At 45.0% G+C, this 14,796-nt stretch carries 17 protein-coding genes; all 17 read right to left on the bottom strand.

Annotated elements, in window-relative coordinates; translation table 11 throughout:
* Positions 1-15: 15 nt before the first annotated feature.
* The gene (fliY, locus tag PPA03S_RS21615) at positions 16-1,290 is read right to left on the bottom strand and encodes a flagellar motor switch phosphatase FliY (protein ID WP_062326059.1); all 1,275 of its coding nucleotides are present in this window, start codon (positions 1,288-1,290) and stop codon (positions 16-18) included.
* Positions 1,280-2,278: a flagellar motor switch protein FliM gene (gene fliM / locus PPA03S_RS21610; protein WP_062326058.1), complete on the bottom strand. Its 999-nt coding sequence runs from the start codon at positions 2,276-2,278 to the stop codon at positions 1,280-1,282. Before fliM ends, fliY begins: the two co-directional genes overlap by 11 nt.
* A gap of 39 nt (positions 2,279-2,317) precedes the next feature.
* On the bottom strand, positions 2,318-2,779 hold the full coding sequence (locus PPA03S_RS21605) for a flagellar basal body-associated FliL family protein (RefSeq protein WP_062326057.1): 462 nt from the start codon (positions 2,777-2,779) through the stop codon (positions 2,318-2,320).
* Positions 2,779-3,000 carry a flagellar FlbD family protein gene (locus tag PPA03S_RS21600; protein ID WP_056700597.1) on the bottom strand — a complete coding sequence of 74 codons (222 nt, stop codon included), beginning with the start codon at positions 2,998-3,000 and terminating at the stop codon, positions 2,779-2,781. Before PPA03S_RS21600 ends, PPA03S_RS21605 begins: the two co-directional genes overlap by 1 nt.
* Before the next feature lie 66 nt (positions 3,001-3,066).
* A complete protein-coding gene (gene flgG, locus PPA03S_RS21595) occupies positions 3,067-3,885 on the bottom strand; it encodes a flagellar basal body rod protein FlgG (protein ID WP_062326056.1) in 819 nt (272 codons plus the stop codon).
* An 81-nt stretch (positions 3,886-3,966) separates the two neighbouring features.
* Entirely contained in the window at positions 3,967-4,350 is a 384-nt protein-coding gene (locus PPA03S_RS21590; RefSeq protein ID WP_062326055.1) for a TIGR02530 family flagellar biosynthesis protein, read from the bottom strand.
* The gene (locus PPA03S_RS21585; protein ID WP_062326054.1) at positions 4,347-4,904 is read right to left on the bottom strand and encodes a flagellar hook capping FlgD N-terminal domain-containing protein; all 558 of its coding nucleotides are present in this window, start codon (positions 4,902-4,904) and stop codon (positions 4,347-4,349) included. The genes PPA03S_RS21590 and PPA03S_RS21585 overlap by 4 nt, the downstream gene beginning before the upstream one ends.
* A 20-nt stretch (positions 4,905-4,924) precedes the next feature.
* Positions 4,925-6,307, bottom strand: coding sequence for a flagellar hook-length control protein FliK (locus PPA03S_RS21580; RefSeq protein WP_062326053.1), 1,383 nt, complete (start codon positions 6,305-6,307; stop codon positions 4,925-4,927).
* A 41-nt stretch (positions 6,308-6,348) separates the two neighbouring features.
* The gene (locus PPA03S_RS21575) at positions 6,349-7,287 is read right to left on the bottom strand and encodes a MotE family protein (protein WP_062326052.1); all 939 of its coding nucleotides are present in this window, start codon (positions 7,285-7,287) and stop codon (positions 6,349-6,351) included.
* Positions 7,288-7,328: 41 nt separating this feature from the next.
* Positions 7,329-7,781, bottom strand: a complete 453-nt coding sequence (gene fliJ / locus PPA03S_RS21570; protein ID WP_062326051.1) for a flagellar export protein FliJ — start codon at positions 7,779-7,781, stop codon at positions 7,329-7,331.
* An 11-nt stretch (positions 7,782-7,792) separates the two neighbouring features.
* On the bottom strand, positions 7,793-9,112 hold the full coding sequence (gene fliI / locus PPA03S_RS21565; protein WP_062326050.1) for a flagellar protein export ATPase FliI: 1,320 nt from the start codon (positions 9,110-9,112) through the stop codon (positions 7,793-7,795).
* Entirely contained in the window at positions 9,099-9,950 is an 852-nt protein-coding gene (locus tag PPA03S_RS21560; protein ID WP_062326049.1) for a FliH/SctL family protein, read from the bottom strand. The genes fliI and PPA03S_RS21560 overlap by 14 nt, the downstream gene beginning before the upstream one ends.
* Positions 9,943-10,968 (bottom strand): flagellar motor switch protein FliG, encoded by a 1,026-nt coding sequence (fliG, locus tag PPA03S_RS21555; RefSeq protein ID WP_411835243.1) that lies wholly within the window; start codon positions 10,966-10,968, stop codon positions 9,943-9,945. Before fliG ends, PPA03S_RS21560 begins: the two co-directional genes overlap by 8 nt.
* 2 nt (positions 10,969-10,970) lie before the next feature.
* Positions 10,971-12,554 (bottom strand): flagellar basal-body MS-ring/collar protein FliF, encoded by a 1,584-nt coding sequence (fliF, locus tag PPA03S_RS21550; RefSeq protein WP_062326047.1) that lies wholly within the window; start codon positions 12,552-12,554, stop codon positions 10,971-10,973.
* A gap of 136 nt (positions 12,555-12,690) precedes the next feature.
* Positions 12,691-13,002, bottom strand: coding sequence for a flagellar hook-basal body complex protein FliE (fliE, locus tag PPA03S_RS21545; protein ID WP_062326046.1), 312 nt, complete (start codon positions 13,000-13,002; stop codon positions 12,691-12,693).
* 59 nt (positions 13,003-13,061) lie between these two features.
* On the bottom strand, positions 13,062-13,514 hold the full coding sequence (gene flgC, locus PPA03S_RS21540; RefSeq protein ID WP_062326045.1) for a flagellar basal body rod protein FlgC: 453 nt from the start codon (positions 13,512-13,514) through the stop codon (positions 13,062-13,064).
* A gap of 5 nt (positions 13,515-13,519) precedes the next feature.
* On the bottom strand, positions 13,520-13,927 hold the full coding sequence (gene flgB, locus PPA03S_RS21535; RefSeq protein ID WP_062326044.1) for a flagellar basal body rod protein FlgB: 408 nt from the start codon (positions 13,925-13,927) through the stop codon (positions 13,520-13,522).
* Between the last annotated feature and the right edge of the window lie 869 nt (positions 13,928-14,796).

Raw genomic sequence — 14,796 nt, 5'->3', positions numbered from 1 at the left:
CTCCCTAAATTGTGCTTATTGTAATTTCTGAATTCGGTCCCATTGGCTTACGATATCTATAACTCGAACACCAAAGTTTTCGTCGATTACGACAACCTCACCTTTGGCAATCAACTTGTTATTGACCAAAATATCGACAGGTTCACCAGCGAGTTTGTCGAGTTCGACAATTGAACCTTGTGACAGTTCTAAAATATCCTTAATTTGCTTCTGGGTCCTCCCTAATTCTACGGTGACTTTAAGGGGAATGTCCATCAATAAATTCAAATTGTTTTCGTCCACCTGACCGAACGCCCCATTTTGCAAATTGGCGAACTGAACCGGTTGTACGTTTACATTCCTATTCGGTACACCGCCGTAATGCTGTGGTACACCATAGGGTTGCTGCGGAGGCATGCCATAAGGCTGTTGTGGCGGCATCCCTTGAGGCATTCCCATCGGAGCCTGACCATATCCGTTATAGTCCTGAGCTGGCGGTTGTGACGGTTGTGGAGGCATCTGCTGCTGAACCGGAGGTTGCTCATGTGCAACCGGTGGTGCTGCTGGTGGCGCTACAGGTGCTGGCTCAGGTGTTGACGCAACGGGTGCATTCGCAGTGGACTCCTGGGCGCCCCCGATCAACATCTCTACCATTTCTTTGGCAAAATGCACTGGAAGGAGCTGCATCAGATTAGAATCTATCAGATCACCAATCAATAGACGGAACGACACTTGAATGAGCGTCTCATCTTCTGGAAGGTTACTGACTCCCTCACCACTTTCCATGTTGAGAATATCAATTCCCGGAGGAGAGATGTTCACAAAACGGTTAAAGATCGTAGACATGGATGTTGCAGAAGAACCCATCATCTGATTCATTGCTTCCTGAACTGCACTAATATGGATTTCGTTCAATTCTTCATCGACCGGGTTACCTTCGCCACCAAGCATCAGATCGGCTATAACTTGAGCATCGCGCTTCTTGATTACTAGTGAGTTAATCCCTTCGAATCCATCCACATAATTCACATGGACTGCAACATGAGGCTTGGGAAAAGCTTCTTCAAACTGTGTCCGGCTGATAATGGAAACTTTAGGGGTTGTAATATCTACTTTTAGGCCCAATAGCGTGGACAAAGCTGTCGCTGCGCTACCAAATGTAATGTTACCAATCTCCCCCAAAGCATCCTGTTCCAGCTCAGTCAAAAAATCATCAACTGTCTTCTCTGCTGGTTCTGTACTATTCATCGATTCCGATTGCCGGAGCAAAGCATCGATTTCTTCCTGGGATAAATAATCCTTACTCGTCAAATTCTTCAACTCCTTCGGTGACAATCTCGTCTATTTGCACAGCCACACGATCTTTAATCGTTCCCGGGCTCCCCATATACTTCAGCCTATCGCCCACTTTAATGGACAATCCCTCATCCACCGGTTTGTTCAACGTAATGACATCGCCAACAGACAGACCCAAAAATTCAGCAATCGATATTCTGGATTCTCCCAATTCCGCAACAACAGGCAGTTTGGCTTTGTTCACTCGTTCTCTAAGAGCATCGTACTCTTCTGGAGCTCTTGTCTTCTTCTCCGAAACAAACCACTGATGAGTCGACAAGCGGGACATAATAGGTTCAAGAACGACATGCGGGATACACAAATTGATCATGCCTGTGGTGTCACCGATTTTGGTACTCAGCGAGATCAGAGCAATGGTCTCATTGGGTGATACAATCTGCATAAATTGCGGATTGGTCTCCAGCGCTTCCATCCTTGGAGTAATATCCAACACGGTCTTCCATGCTTCCTGCAAACTCTCAAACGCTCGGCTGAAAATCCGCTCCATAATCGTCGTCTCTATTTCCGTCATCGATGCGATCTTTGTTGGTGCATTTCCTGTTCCACCTAACAGGCGGTCCAGCATTGCATACCCCACGTTGGGATGAACCTCCATCACCATCCGTCCCTGTAATGGCTCCGCCTCAAATATGTTCAATATCGTCATCTTCGGAATAGAGCGGATAAACTCGTCATAAGGCAACTGTTCAACCTGAACGACATTGATCTGAACGAACGTCCGCAGTTGGGCTGAAAAATAAGTGGTGAGAAAGCGTGCAAAGTTTTCGTGAATACGGGTCAAGCTTCGAATATGATCTTTGGAAAATCGAACGGCCCGCTTAAAATCGTACGATCTAATTTTCTTCTGAGTTTCTTCCTTCTTCAATTCCTCAGCATCCATCTCACCAGAGGAAAGGGCTGCTAATAGGGCGTCAATCTCATTTTGTGATAATACATCCACCATGTTCTCACCCCCTTACAGATTTACAGCGTGTTCTGTTCATTACATCGGCGCCATCACAAAAGCAGAAAAGCTAGTGCTGGCAAGCTTACCTTCTGGCAAAGCTTCATTAATAAGCTCGGTCAATTTCTTATTAAATTGAATACGACCTTTCGCTGTAGCCAGCTCATCAGACTTGGTATCCGCAAAAGTCTGGATGATAATAGGTTTCACCGTGATTTCCTTGATTTTCTCAAAATCTTCTTTGGCCTTTTTGTCAGACAATTTAAAAGAAAAACTTACAACGACAACATGGTCTATATCAGCCAAGTTAGTTTTGATTTCACCAAGCTCTGAAGAAACTTCAACAATCTCATCCGCTGTCATTTTCTTCTCTTCCGCAGCAGCTGCCGTATTTGTATCCAACTTATTCCCGTTCTGTCCTTGCATAAATACAAACACAACCACCACAATGAGTGTTATAGCTAGCAAGCTTGTTGCAAGCCAGGGCAACATCTTTTTCATCAGGACTCCTCCGTTTGCTGCACTTTGATAGTGGCTGCCTGAACCCCGATTTCACGGTTGTATTCTTTAATTTTGGAAATAACTTCATCCGCTTTTTCAAGCACAATGAGTCTCTTTCCGGTTACCAGAGTAATATACGTATCCGGTGTTTCTTCTACAATCTCAACCATCAGCGCATTTAACCACATGGGAGAACCATTTAACCGCGTAACCGAAATCATGCTAAGCCCCCTCGATCAGAGTGGAGGAGCAGGCTCCCCCACGCATTAAATATTACAATTCAGTTATTAACGTTTCAGGTTAACAACTTCCTGAAGAACTTCATCGGATGTTGTAATGATCCGCGAGTTTGCCTGGAATCCACGTTGAGCTACAATCATCTCTGTAAATTCACCTGTCAGATCCACATTGGACATCTCAAGTTGCCCTGCAATAATGGAGCCTGTTCCATTCTCAGCATCATTTGCTGTTAAAGAAACAAGTGCGCCGTCAGGATTGGCATTGGCAGTCATCCGGTAAAGGTTACCCCCTATTTTTTCTAGACCTTCAGGGTTGACCACTTTCCCAATCCCCAGTTGAGTCTCACCTTCAACTGTTCCATCTGCCATGGTTTGGTTAATCATACCGTTCTGGCCGATTGTAAAGGAAACAACATCATCACCAATTGTGATTTGTGCCCCTTCACTGTCTAATACGAAGAGGCCGTCAGATGTAACGAGATTACGAGCCGCATCTACGTGAAAATCCCCAGCACGCGTTAGAAATGGAACCTCCTGATCTCCTCCCATGGAAACCAGAAAGAACCCATCTCCATTAATACGTAAATCTGTTGGATTGTTTGTTGTCATAGGACTTCCCGCAAGATGCAACGTATCTATAGATCCCACAGATACACCCAATCCGATTTGCCTCGCATTCACACCACCGCTCGGATCCTCCGTCGGAGCAGTTACACCTGCTGTCGTTTGACTCATAATATCTTTGAACATAACACGACTACCTTTGAATCCAACCGTATTTACGTTCGCAATATTATTACCGATTACATCGAGTTTGGTTTGAAAACCCCGCATCCCGGAAACGCCTGAGTACATTGATTTCAACATGTTTAAAAAGCCTCCCAGCCTTAATTTGGTTGCCGCATCAGTCGGTCAGCGGCGTTCCGGCTCCCGAGAAGGGCCAGCCGGTCAAGAAATGATTACAGCACTATCAATCTGGGTGAATACATTGTTCTTCATGCTTTCACTATCCATAGCTGTAACGACAGTACGGTTTTTGACATTTACGATAAAGGCCATATCCTGCAACAGAATCAAAGATTCCTTGGCACCTTTGGCAGCAGCCTTATCCAGAGCAGTTCCGATTTGCTGCATCTGCTCCGTCTTGAGTTCAATCCCACGCTGTTCCAACCGTTTGGCAGCATGATTACTCAATTTCAGAAGATTGTCTTCCAGTACCTGAGCAAAAGGTCGTTCCGGTCCATTGGATGTGTCTCCTGTTTTGGAGCGATTAAGCAAATTCGGCGTAATTGGACCTGTATACAATTGGCCTACGGTTATCCGATCACTCATAGTGTGTTTCCATTGTCTTCAGGCTGCGCTGAGGATTCTGGCTGATTGCTCTGGTCCTGGTTCGCTTCAGCTTCAATTCCATCATCGACATTCTGAACCGGAGGCTCATTTCCTTCAGCCTGCGCCGGATTGGTTACCTGGATAATTTCATCCAACTTGATTTCGTCCTTGCCCACTTTGGCATACTGCACACCATCTCTTACAACGATGGAATCCACAATACCCTGACGGAGGGTTCCGTTATCCTCTTTATTAGAAGAAAGCCAGCTGATCTCTCGGCCAATCATGCCAGATACAGCCCCAAGAGATTGATTCAACGTCTTAAGCTGAGTGGAGATATTCACCAGTTGTTCTACCGAACTGAACTGAGCCATCTGAGCGATAAATTCCTTATCTTCCATAGGTTGCATAGGATCCTGGTTCTGAAGTTGAGTAATCAGTATTTTAAGAAACTGATCCTTGCCCAGCTCCTTCGTTGCAGCACTTGTTGTGGCTTTATTCGCCGCCGAATAGTTAGGCCAAGTATTATTCGTTGAAATAGCTTCATTAGCCATATTTTCACCTCATTTCTGATTTAAGCTTCTGCTGTAAACGTGTCTCTTCGAAGGTCGGTTCCGTCTTCATGCTCGCTGCGCCAGTTGCGTAATTCTTCCTGAAGACTTGCTGTAGTTACAGCATCATCCGATTGTTCTTCACGTTCACGTGAACGACGTTGCTGCTGAGAGTTGCTTCCCGGCTGGCGTCCCCCATCTTGATACATCTGTGAACCTAGTGAACTGTTTTGAGTAACCTCAAGCCGTTCCACTTGAATGCCCTGAGCTTGAAGCGAGCTACGCAGCTGCATCATCTGCTGTTCGAGCATGTCTTTCGCCATTGAATGTTCCGTCATAAAACGGGCAACCAATTGTCCATTTTGCAATGTAATCTGCACATCGAGCTTACCCAGATGTTCCGGACGAAGCGAGATGGTTGCCTCCGAAAATCCTTTTTGCTGCACGATGTCCAATTTGTTCACAACAAACTGTGTCATCTCTTTTGCAAACTGAGATGTCTGCATTACAGGCTCAGCCGGTTTACCTGCCGCTGTACCTGATGAACGCAAGGATAACTCACCTGCTGTGATGATGCTTGAATGGTCCACTTCTCCGACTTCCTTTGAAGAAGCTGTTACATCCGATTCTACAGTGCCTTTAGATCCAGCATTTGAAACCGTTGCAACAAGAACTTGCGGTACCACCGATTCTTGCTTGGACGATTGACCTGAATTCGTTGGAGCGACTTGAACAGCCTGATTTTTAGCCACCGCTAAGGTGTCCAGAATGGATTTGAGCTCAGTCCAACCTTTAGTAAGACTGGTGTCAATACCCGCATCCTGCAGCTGACTTTGAAGAGATTGAAGCAAGTGCTTGAATTCTGGTGCATTTTTGGCAACTGCACTATCCGGCTCATTCATTCCCGAAATCAACTGTGTAAGCACATCCTGCAATACAAAGCGCACTGCTGCCGGATGTTCCGTCAGATCAATTGTTGAGGCTGCATTTCCCGCTTCAAGTGTAGGTTCATCAGAGCCTTCCGCTTGAACTCCAGTGTTGGCATTTAATTGAGCGTACATCTGCTGAATCAGAGTTTGTATATCCCCTAGTAGTGACGGATCGTTCTCCAAAGCTTCGTCAAGCGAATCCAAATCTGAGAATAGGGAACTTAGCATTTCGGTGATCGACGTTTGCTCGCCATCCTCACTCGTTGCAAATGTAAACATAAGTGGATTCACTGTTAAGCTCCCTGCAGCAGCCGAGCTGTTATCCTCTGTTGTACCCCCACTTAAAGACTGTGCCAGAGTTTGTAGAAAATCCCCACTCGTCCCAGCAGCTGCACCTTTGGATCCAGTTCCTGCCGTCTGAGTTGCACCTGTTGTCTTGGCAGATGACGTAGATGTCATTTGATATACAATCGACATTTGTTTTCACCTCCTCTCCATAGTGAACAGAAGCTACGATCTTACTTGTTACCCATTAATTTGTTTAAGATTTTCGCAGTTTCAACTGAATTTTCTGTCGACATGTTTTCAAGCAATTGAGAACGTGTCGCATCGTCCACCGAATTCAGGATGGTCAAGGTTTTGTCAGGACTTAATTTATAAGTCTCCAACAGCAGCTTGGCGCCACTCGAGGCCGACATAGAAGCAAACGTTTGACTAAGCTGATTTTTATCCAAATTTTTGGAGTTGGTCGTTGACGCCGTTGATGTGGTTGCAGTCTCTTTCTTTAAGCGAGATTGAATGGCATCCAAAGCCAGATCACCGGAGGGTTTGGCATCCTTCATCATCATCGTGACATCAGCCGCTGTTTTGGGGTCCATTTTCTCCAACACCTTGGTCCGCGCTGCGGATTGCATCGCACTTAAGAGCAGTACCATCTCTTCATTCGTCATATTTTGCAAAATTGGCGCAGCCTTGCTGGGACTCATGTCCGCATACATCTTTGCCAAATCTTTAATTTGTTTCTGATAATCAGACTCCGTCTCCGGAGTCACCGATGCAGCAGTTTCAGCAGCTTTTTCTGCCTCATCCAATTTCTTTTGCAGTTCGCTGGCTTTTTTTGTCTCTGTCGTTGTAGCATTCTTCGCTTCTTTGAGCTCTGTTTCTTTGGCGCTCACTTGTGCCTTCAGCTTTTCTATTGTTGCTTCTGCACTTTCGACCTGTTGCTCGCTTTTCTCCAGTTTCTCTTTCTCTGGATCTAAAACAGGATCGGGTAACCAGTTCTTCACGACAGGAACTTTGTTAGCCACTTCAAGTAGGTTGTTGCGAATATCTACATTAAATAGAGTCAGCATTACACCCAGCAATACCACAGTGAACACAATTGGGATTGAAATCATCAGAAACTTTTCCCAACCGCCGCTCGACTCTTTTTCCAAATCCGTGTCTTTAACAGCCATTGTTCATTCCTCCTTCACGAGACAACTTCGCGCCGGCCCACTCAATTCGCGCGTCCGGCTTTGGCAGCGAAGCGTACAGTAGCCATCTCGTCCAGATCGTTCTGTTCCCGGAGGAGCATCTCCTGCTGAAATTTGATTTTGGCCTTGTCTCTCGCTCCAAGCCACACTTTTTCGTCCATCATTTTGCCGTTCAGAAACGTCTGATTCCGTTGCACATTGACCTGAGCATGTCGAACATCACTATTTTTTCGTAAAATGCACTCATCAAGGTGATGGACATACCGCTGCATCTCCTGAATGCTGGATACGGAAGCCTTGCTCTCCGTAGCGGATTGAATGACATCAATCAGTTCCCTTTTATCATTCATAAGTTGCAAAAGATGCTCTTCCTCCGTCTGAAGTTTTCCGATCGCTGTGGATAACATCCACTCCGCTTGCGTTTTTTCATTGCTTTTCAGGTCAACAACCTTCTGGAAATGATATCGAAATTTCATCGTTTACCCTTTCATCTCCTTGCAAATTCAAGAATCAAACGTTCCTGTACTTCACTTAGCGTTACTTTTTCATCGACTTTCTGTTTTGTAAAGTTCCAAATGCTATCAATCTGGTCTATGGACTCATCAATGGCTGCATTGGAACCTCTTTGGTAGGCCCCGATGTTAATTAAATCCTCTGATTCTTTGTATACAGCCATTAGTCTCTTCATATTATTAACAGCTTCCAACTGCTCTTCAGGAGCGATGTCCTTCATGACACGACTAATGCTGGCAAGTACATCAATGGCAGGAAAATGACCTTTATTTGCAATGGACCGATTCAGCACAATATGACCATCCAGTATACCCCTCACCGCATCTGCGATGGGTTCGTTCATATCATCCCCGTCCACCAGGACCGTGTAAAAAGCTGTGATCGAACCTGTTGGCCCCGTTCCTGCTCGCTCAAGCAACTTGGGCAAACTCGCAAACACAGAAGGTGTGTACCCTCTCATCGCAGGTGGCTCTCCCACGGCAAGTCCCACTTCCCTTTGAGCCATGGCGTAACGGGTGACGGAGTCCATCATCAACATCACATTCATGCCTCTGTCTCTGAAATATTCCGCAATGGTGGTTGCGATGACAGCACCCTTGATTCGAATCAATGCAGGCTGATCTGACGTAGCAACAATAACGACGGATCGTTCCAGACCTTCCGGGCCCAAATCCCGCTCAATAAAATCACGAACCTCACGTCCCCGTTCGCCAACCAAAGCAATTACGTTGACGTCAGCTGCTGTATTGCGGGCAATCATACCCATCAGCGTACTTTTACCTACACCTGATCCGGCAAAGATCCCGACCCGCTGTCCCTTCCCAACCGTCAACAGACCATCAATCGCTCTCACACCAACACCCATCGTTTCGAGCACCCGAGGTCGGTCCATCGGATTTACTGGCGTATTGGACGTAGAATACATTGGCATTCTAGACGGTAGCAATGATCCGTCCAAAGGTTTTCCCAATCCATCTAATACCTTACCGAGCAATTCAGATCCAACCTGTACCCCAAGCGGTTTCCCCGTTCCGACCACATCACATCCTGGACCAATGGATTGAAGTTCACCCAGCGGCATTAGCAGCACTTTGTTATCCCGAAATCCAACGACCTCTGCCTGAAGCGGCTTTGCGGATTTGCCTGGATAGATATAACATACATCACCGATACTCGCATCCGGACCTTCAGACTCAACCATGAGACCTATGACCTGAGTAACTTTGCCGTTAATGCGAACGGGATCAAACTGCCGCAAGTGCTCCATATAACGCTGTGAACTAAGAACCTTCATGTTGATTTTTTCGCTCCTCATCCTCAAGTGCTATGCGGACCAGTTCTTTTTTGATTTCAGAAAGTTGTGTATCGATTCTCGCATCTACGCTTCCAAATGACGAGCGTATAACACATCCTTTATCTTTTACCGTAGCATCAGGCAGAATTTGCAATTCTGCCTGGGAGTCAATCGCCAGAGCGAGTTCCTCACGCGCGGCTTGTACAAAAGCAAATTGATCAGGTGCTACACATAATGTGATCATCCCCTGCTCCCGTTTGCGTAGCAAGTTCTGACGAATCAGCTCTAACGTATGTTCGGGTTCAACAGAAAGTTGTCTATCTATTACTTTCTCAGCAATGCCGCATGCAAGCTCTACAAGGAACGGCTCTGCTTCCTGAATAATTTGATCTTTAGCTACGTATGCTTCCTCAAGGACTTCACGGGCTTCCTTCATCATCTCTTCGATCTGCACCTGGAGATCCAGTTCAGCCTGTACTTTGCCTTCTTCAAAACCCTGCTGGAAACCTTGTGAACGAAGCGCTTCAGTCAGATGTTCGTCCTGCTGACGCTGCTCCTGCCACCAGGCATCGATTTGTTCGCGGGCTTCTTGAAGCATTCGCTCCGCTTCCTCTGAAGCTTCACGTACCTGCTTTTCTGCAAACTCCTTGGCATCCTCCAGCATCTCCGCAGTAAGACGTTGTGTTTCTTCGTCTACACGTGCCTGCAGCACCTCAGCTTCAGAACCTTCACCATCTAATTCTGTCTCAGACTCAGTTCCACCATAATGATGGTGATTTTCGAGTCGTTTGCGGTCATCGACCGGTACATACTGGAAAGATTTAATCAAATTAGACAATGATATCATCTCCTCCACCGCGAGCGATAATGATCTCACCGGCTTCTTCCAATCTACGGATCGTTCCTACGATACGAGTTTGAGCTTCCTCAACATCACGCAACCGCACAGGTCCCATGAATTCCATCTCTTCTTTGAACGTTTCCGACATCCGTTTCGACATATTCCGGAATACGGCATCCCGCACTTCTTCGCTTGCCACTTTGAGCGCCAATTGCAGATCTCCGTTGTCGATATCCCGGATAATGCGCTGAATTGAACGATCATCCACATTGACGATATCCTCGAATACAAACATACGTTTCTTGATTTCTTCTGCAAGTTCCGGATCCTGAATTTCCAGTGAGTCGAGAATGGTACGTTCCGTACCCCGGTCGACTCCATTCAAGATCTGAACGATGGATTCGATACCACCCGCATTCGTGTAGTCCTGCGTCACAGTAGAAGATAGCTTTTGTTCCAGTACGCGCTCCACTTGAGATATAACTTCTGGAGAAGTACTGTCCATCACAGCGACCCTGCGTGCCACGTCCGCTTGCTTCTCTTGTGGTAGCGAGGACAAGATGGCTGCCGCCTGCTCGAATTGCAAGTACGATAATACCAGTGCGATCGTTTGAGGACTTTCATTTTGAATGAAGTTCAAAATCTGATTTGGATCTGCTTTGCGTGCAAAGTCAAATGGTCTAACTTGCAGCGTAGCCGTCAAACGGTTAATAACTTCAAGTGCTTTTTGCGAGCCGAGTGCTTTCTCCAAAATTTCTCTTGCATACGTAATACCGCCCTGAGAAATGTATTCCTGTGCGAGACAGATCTGATGGAACTCAGCCATAATCATATCTTTTTCGGAAGCATCCACCTTGCGAACATTGGCAATCTCTAACGTTAATTGTTCGATCTCCTCATCACGCAGATGTTTGAAGATTTGTGCAGATACCTCCGGACCTAATGTAATCAACAAAATTGCTGCTTTTTGTCTTCCAGTCAGACCTTGACTGCTTGCCTTCGCCAATGCGTTCACCTCTATTCGTCAGCCAGCCATGTACGCAGCAGATTGACGAATTCGTCTGGCTTTTTCTTGGCCAAACTCTCCAATTGTTTGCGCACTTGACTTTCGTTCGTTACACTGTCCAACGTAATGGACGGAAACTCTGTTGCTACTGGAAGAGGAATCTCCTCTTCTTCTATTTCGTTTTGTTTGCGACGACGGCGTACTAACAAAATAACTACCGCTGCAATCAACGCTGCCACCAGTGCTCCTGCGCCCCACATCATTCCTGTGGAAAGCTGGAAGCCAGTATTTGTTGCTGCAGCCGTTTGGAATCCTTGGGAAATCACTGAAACTTTTTTGGCCAGATCCGCATCACTGGTTACCGTGCCTGAATCCGCTAACGATGCACGAACAATGTTAACCAAAATGTTTTGGATTGCATCCTGAACAGGTGCCTGCAATTCTGTTTCTCCCGCAGGTGGTTCAACCGCTACATTAATGGTTAAATCTTTTACAGTGTATGGACTAGAAACGATATCTTTTACAATACGGTTGACATCGTAATTTTTGGTGCTTGATGTTTCTTCTGAAGAGGAGTTCCCAGCTGCATCTGATGAAGGATACCCTGGAACTTCCTCTTGACCGGTACCCGCGACACCACCTGTTGGATTACTAGCCCCAGTGTAGCTCTTTTGAATCTCTTGCACACTGATTTCGATGCCTTTCATATTATCTACATCGACCGGGGTGACCAGATTTTCTTTCCGTGTTTCCTTATCGAAATTCAGTTTGGAAGCAACCAAAACGTTAACGTTCTCATCCCCTACAATCTGGGAAAGAAATTGTTTCACGTTATTCCGAACATCATTTTCAAATTTTTTCTGTAAAGCCATGTTTTCCTGTACTTCAGTAGATAATCCGCCACTGCCACCACGTGCTGTTGGAATCAGTTCCGCTTCATCCGTGTTGGTGATCGTAATATTCTCAATAGGTAGATTTGGAATGGCAGTCTTAACCAAATTAAAGTAGCCATCTACCGCTGCCTGATTTGGGTGATAACCGGGTTTAAATTGGAGAGCCACCGATGCTGACGCTTTATCCTGTTCTTCCAAGCCAGCAAAGATATTATCTTTTGGCATGTTGACCAGCACTTTTGCATCTTGTATCCCTTGCATCCGTTGAAGCAATTGCTCCACTTCTCCGTTTAATGCGTTGTTATACTTCACATCAAACTCTTTGTCCGTCATGCCGATTGGTGATGAGGATTCCTCGAATGACTTATACCCTAATGAACCATTCTGAATAATTCCTTGGGACCCGATGTTCACTTTTGCAATCGCAACATCCGTGCTTGGTACGGATATGGTCTTGCCATCTGCACTTAATTTGTACGGAATACTTGATGAATCCAGGTAGTTAATTACGCCCGCAGAATCACTTGCATTCAAATCCGTAAACGCAACTTCATATTCCGTTTTGGACAATTGCATAGTTAGTACGACTGCAGCCAAAATCAAAAACAGAAAGGTCGATATAAATAATACTTTTTGCTTTTTGCTAAAACTATTCCAATACTGGGATGCCTTGTCCCTGTACTGGGCAATTCTCTCATTCACTCTGTCACCCCATCCGAAACTTAGCTTAGTCTGTCCTTCCGTTATCTCTTTAGGTCATAGAGATCAAGTCAGGAGCAGCACGCAGCTGCTTGTTGTAATGATCAGCGCTGCTATCGAAGCGCAAGTATGCCTTTTTTTATAATTGCGTACGCATAATCTCTTGATAAGCTTCGACCACTTTGTTTCGGACTTGAGACGTAAGTTGAAGACTCAGCAGGGCCTGTTCTGAAGCGATCATCACCTGATCAACGTTTACTTTTCCGAGCATGAACTGGTTTGACATTTCATGCGCTTGGGACTCCTGTGCAGCTACAGACCCGAGCGCATCCTGTAGGTATGTACCGAAGCTCTGAATGGTTTCGGCTGGTGTGGATGGCTTGCTTTGTGCCGTACTTTGCATCTGAAGCGGTTGAATCCCCTGTGTGTTAAACATGTTGTTCTGAATCATTAATGTCCCTCCCATTCATCTCTGTACTTCGGTTTATTGGACCATCCTTATACTGTTAACTACGCCCTTCCAATCTCCAATGCTTTCGATATCATGGCCTTGGTTGAATTTAAGGCTGTGACGTTTGCCTCATATGAACGCGATGCCGAGATCATGTCTACCATCTCTTTTGCAATGTCAACGTTAGGCATGTACACATACCCTTCAGCGTTGGCATCCGGATGAGAAGGGTCATAGACAGGTTTCAAAGGGGATTGATCTTCACGAATCTCTGATACTCTAACCCCGTCTCCCGAACCATTACTTCTCATCTGATTTTGCAGCAAGCTGTTGAACGATGTCTTATTCGGTTCAAGTACGACCATCTTCCGCTTATAAGGGACGGCTTCACCATTGGATACGCTCGCGCGCGTCGTCTCCGCATTCGCAATGTTGGAAGATATAACGTCCATTCGCAAGCGCTGAGCTGTCAGAGCCGATGCACTAATATTAAAACTGTTACTGATGTTCACCTAAGCTATCTCCCTTCGACTCCAACACGCATCATTTTGATCTGTTCATTCACTTGCTGGATATAAGCGTTGTAACGCAACTGGTTCTCGGCCAGAAGACTCATTTCCTTGTCTACATCGACGTTATTCTGGTTGTTATTCATGGAAGTCGACTGATCCATATTGACTACTGGTGTCGGTATGGAAGAGGAAGGACCTATGACAAAATGCCTTGAATCCGTTACTTTCCCTTTAAGAGCAGGCATATCTCCATTCATTTGATCCTGTAGCATTTCTTCGAAAGAAACGTCCGAGCGCTTGAAATACGGGGTGTCGGCATTCGCGATGTTGTCAGCAATCGTTCGTTGTCTGATGTTGGAGGCATCGAGTGCACCTTGTAACCTTCGGAAACTAATATCATTCAAAAGATTCATATTTTCCCTCCTCTCCTTAGAAATTATGGAAAAAGATTCAATCTTTTTCCTTCAAGTTGCTTATGCTTTTTCGACAAAAACATTCGCTTTTACACGTTTTTCTAGGACTTAAGTAGAATTAACTCTGATGTTGTCGTATAACATAAGTTTCTTCGAGATTGGGATATATTACAATAAGAAAAAAGCCCTATCTTTTCTGAAAGACAGGGCTTTTTGTGTATTTTCTGCAAATTATGAATTTTTTCGTAAATGTTGAGGCCCAAAACAAATGGAAGCTTACACTCCTCTGATATTCGCTAAAACATTCTTAAAATCTATAAAGTCTGTTTCTGTTCCATATCGCTTTTTTAATTGGTGGTTCGCTGAAGATTCCAGAACATTTATGTTTGTTCCAGTTAGTAATTCTTACCGTAAGAATAAGGTTTTGAACTAAAATAATGTATTATTCTTCCACGCTGTTAATTTAATAATTGACAAAAGGCGTATCTTGAATTACTAGTATTCACCAATTGTAAGCAACACTTTCTTAACACTTCTACCTTTGTAAACTGATTTTAAAAACAGAGAAAGTTTTTGTCGCATCCATAATACGATTTCATTAAATTTTGCGCATTTATGCAATCTTCTCTCTCCTTGCTGATTAAACCGATAACCAGACTTGGAAAATAAAAATCCTTTTATTGGAATTTTTAGAATGATCAAATATGTATTATCTTCTTGCCTTCTGTTTCAAATAGACCTATATATGCGGCACAAGTCCTAGATTCTCTCAACTTTCTTGCCAACTCCAACTCTTTTATCGGCTATATGGCCAAATTATATTAGATCTTCGCAAAAAATAAACGGTATACATTGAATGGATGAAGCCA

This window comes from Paenibacillus pabuli NBRC 13638 (genome assembly GCF_001514495.1).
Classification (GTDB): domain Bacteria; phylum Bacillota; class Bacilli; order Paenibacillales; family Paenibacillaceae; genus Paenibacillus; species Paenibacillus pabuli.
The sequence above is the reverse complement of the archived record's forward strand: the minus strand, read 5'-3'. Positions and strand labels throughout refer to the sequence as shown.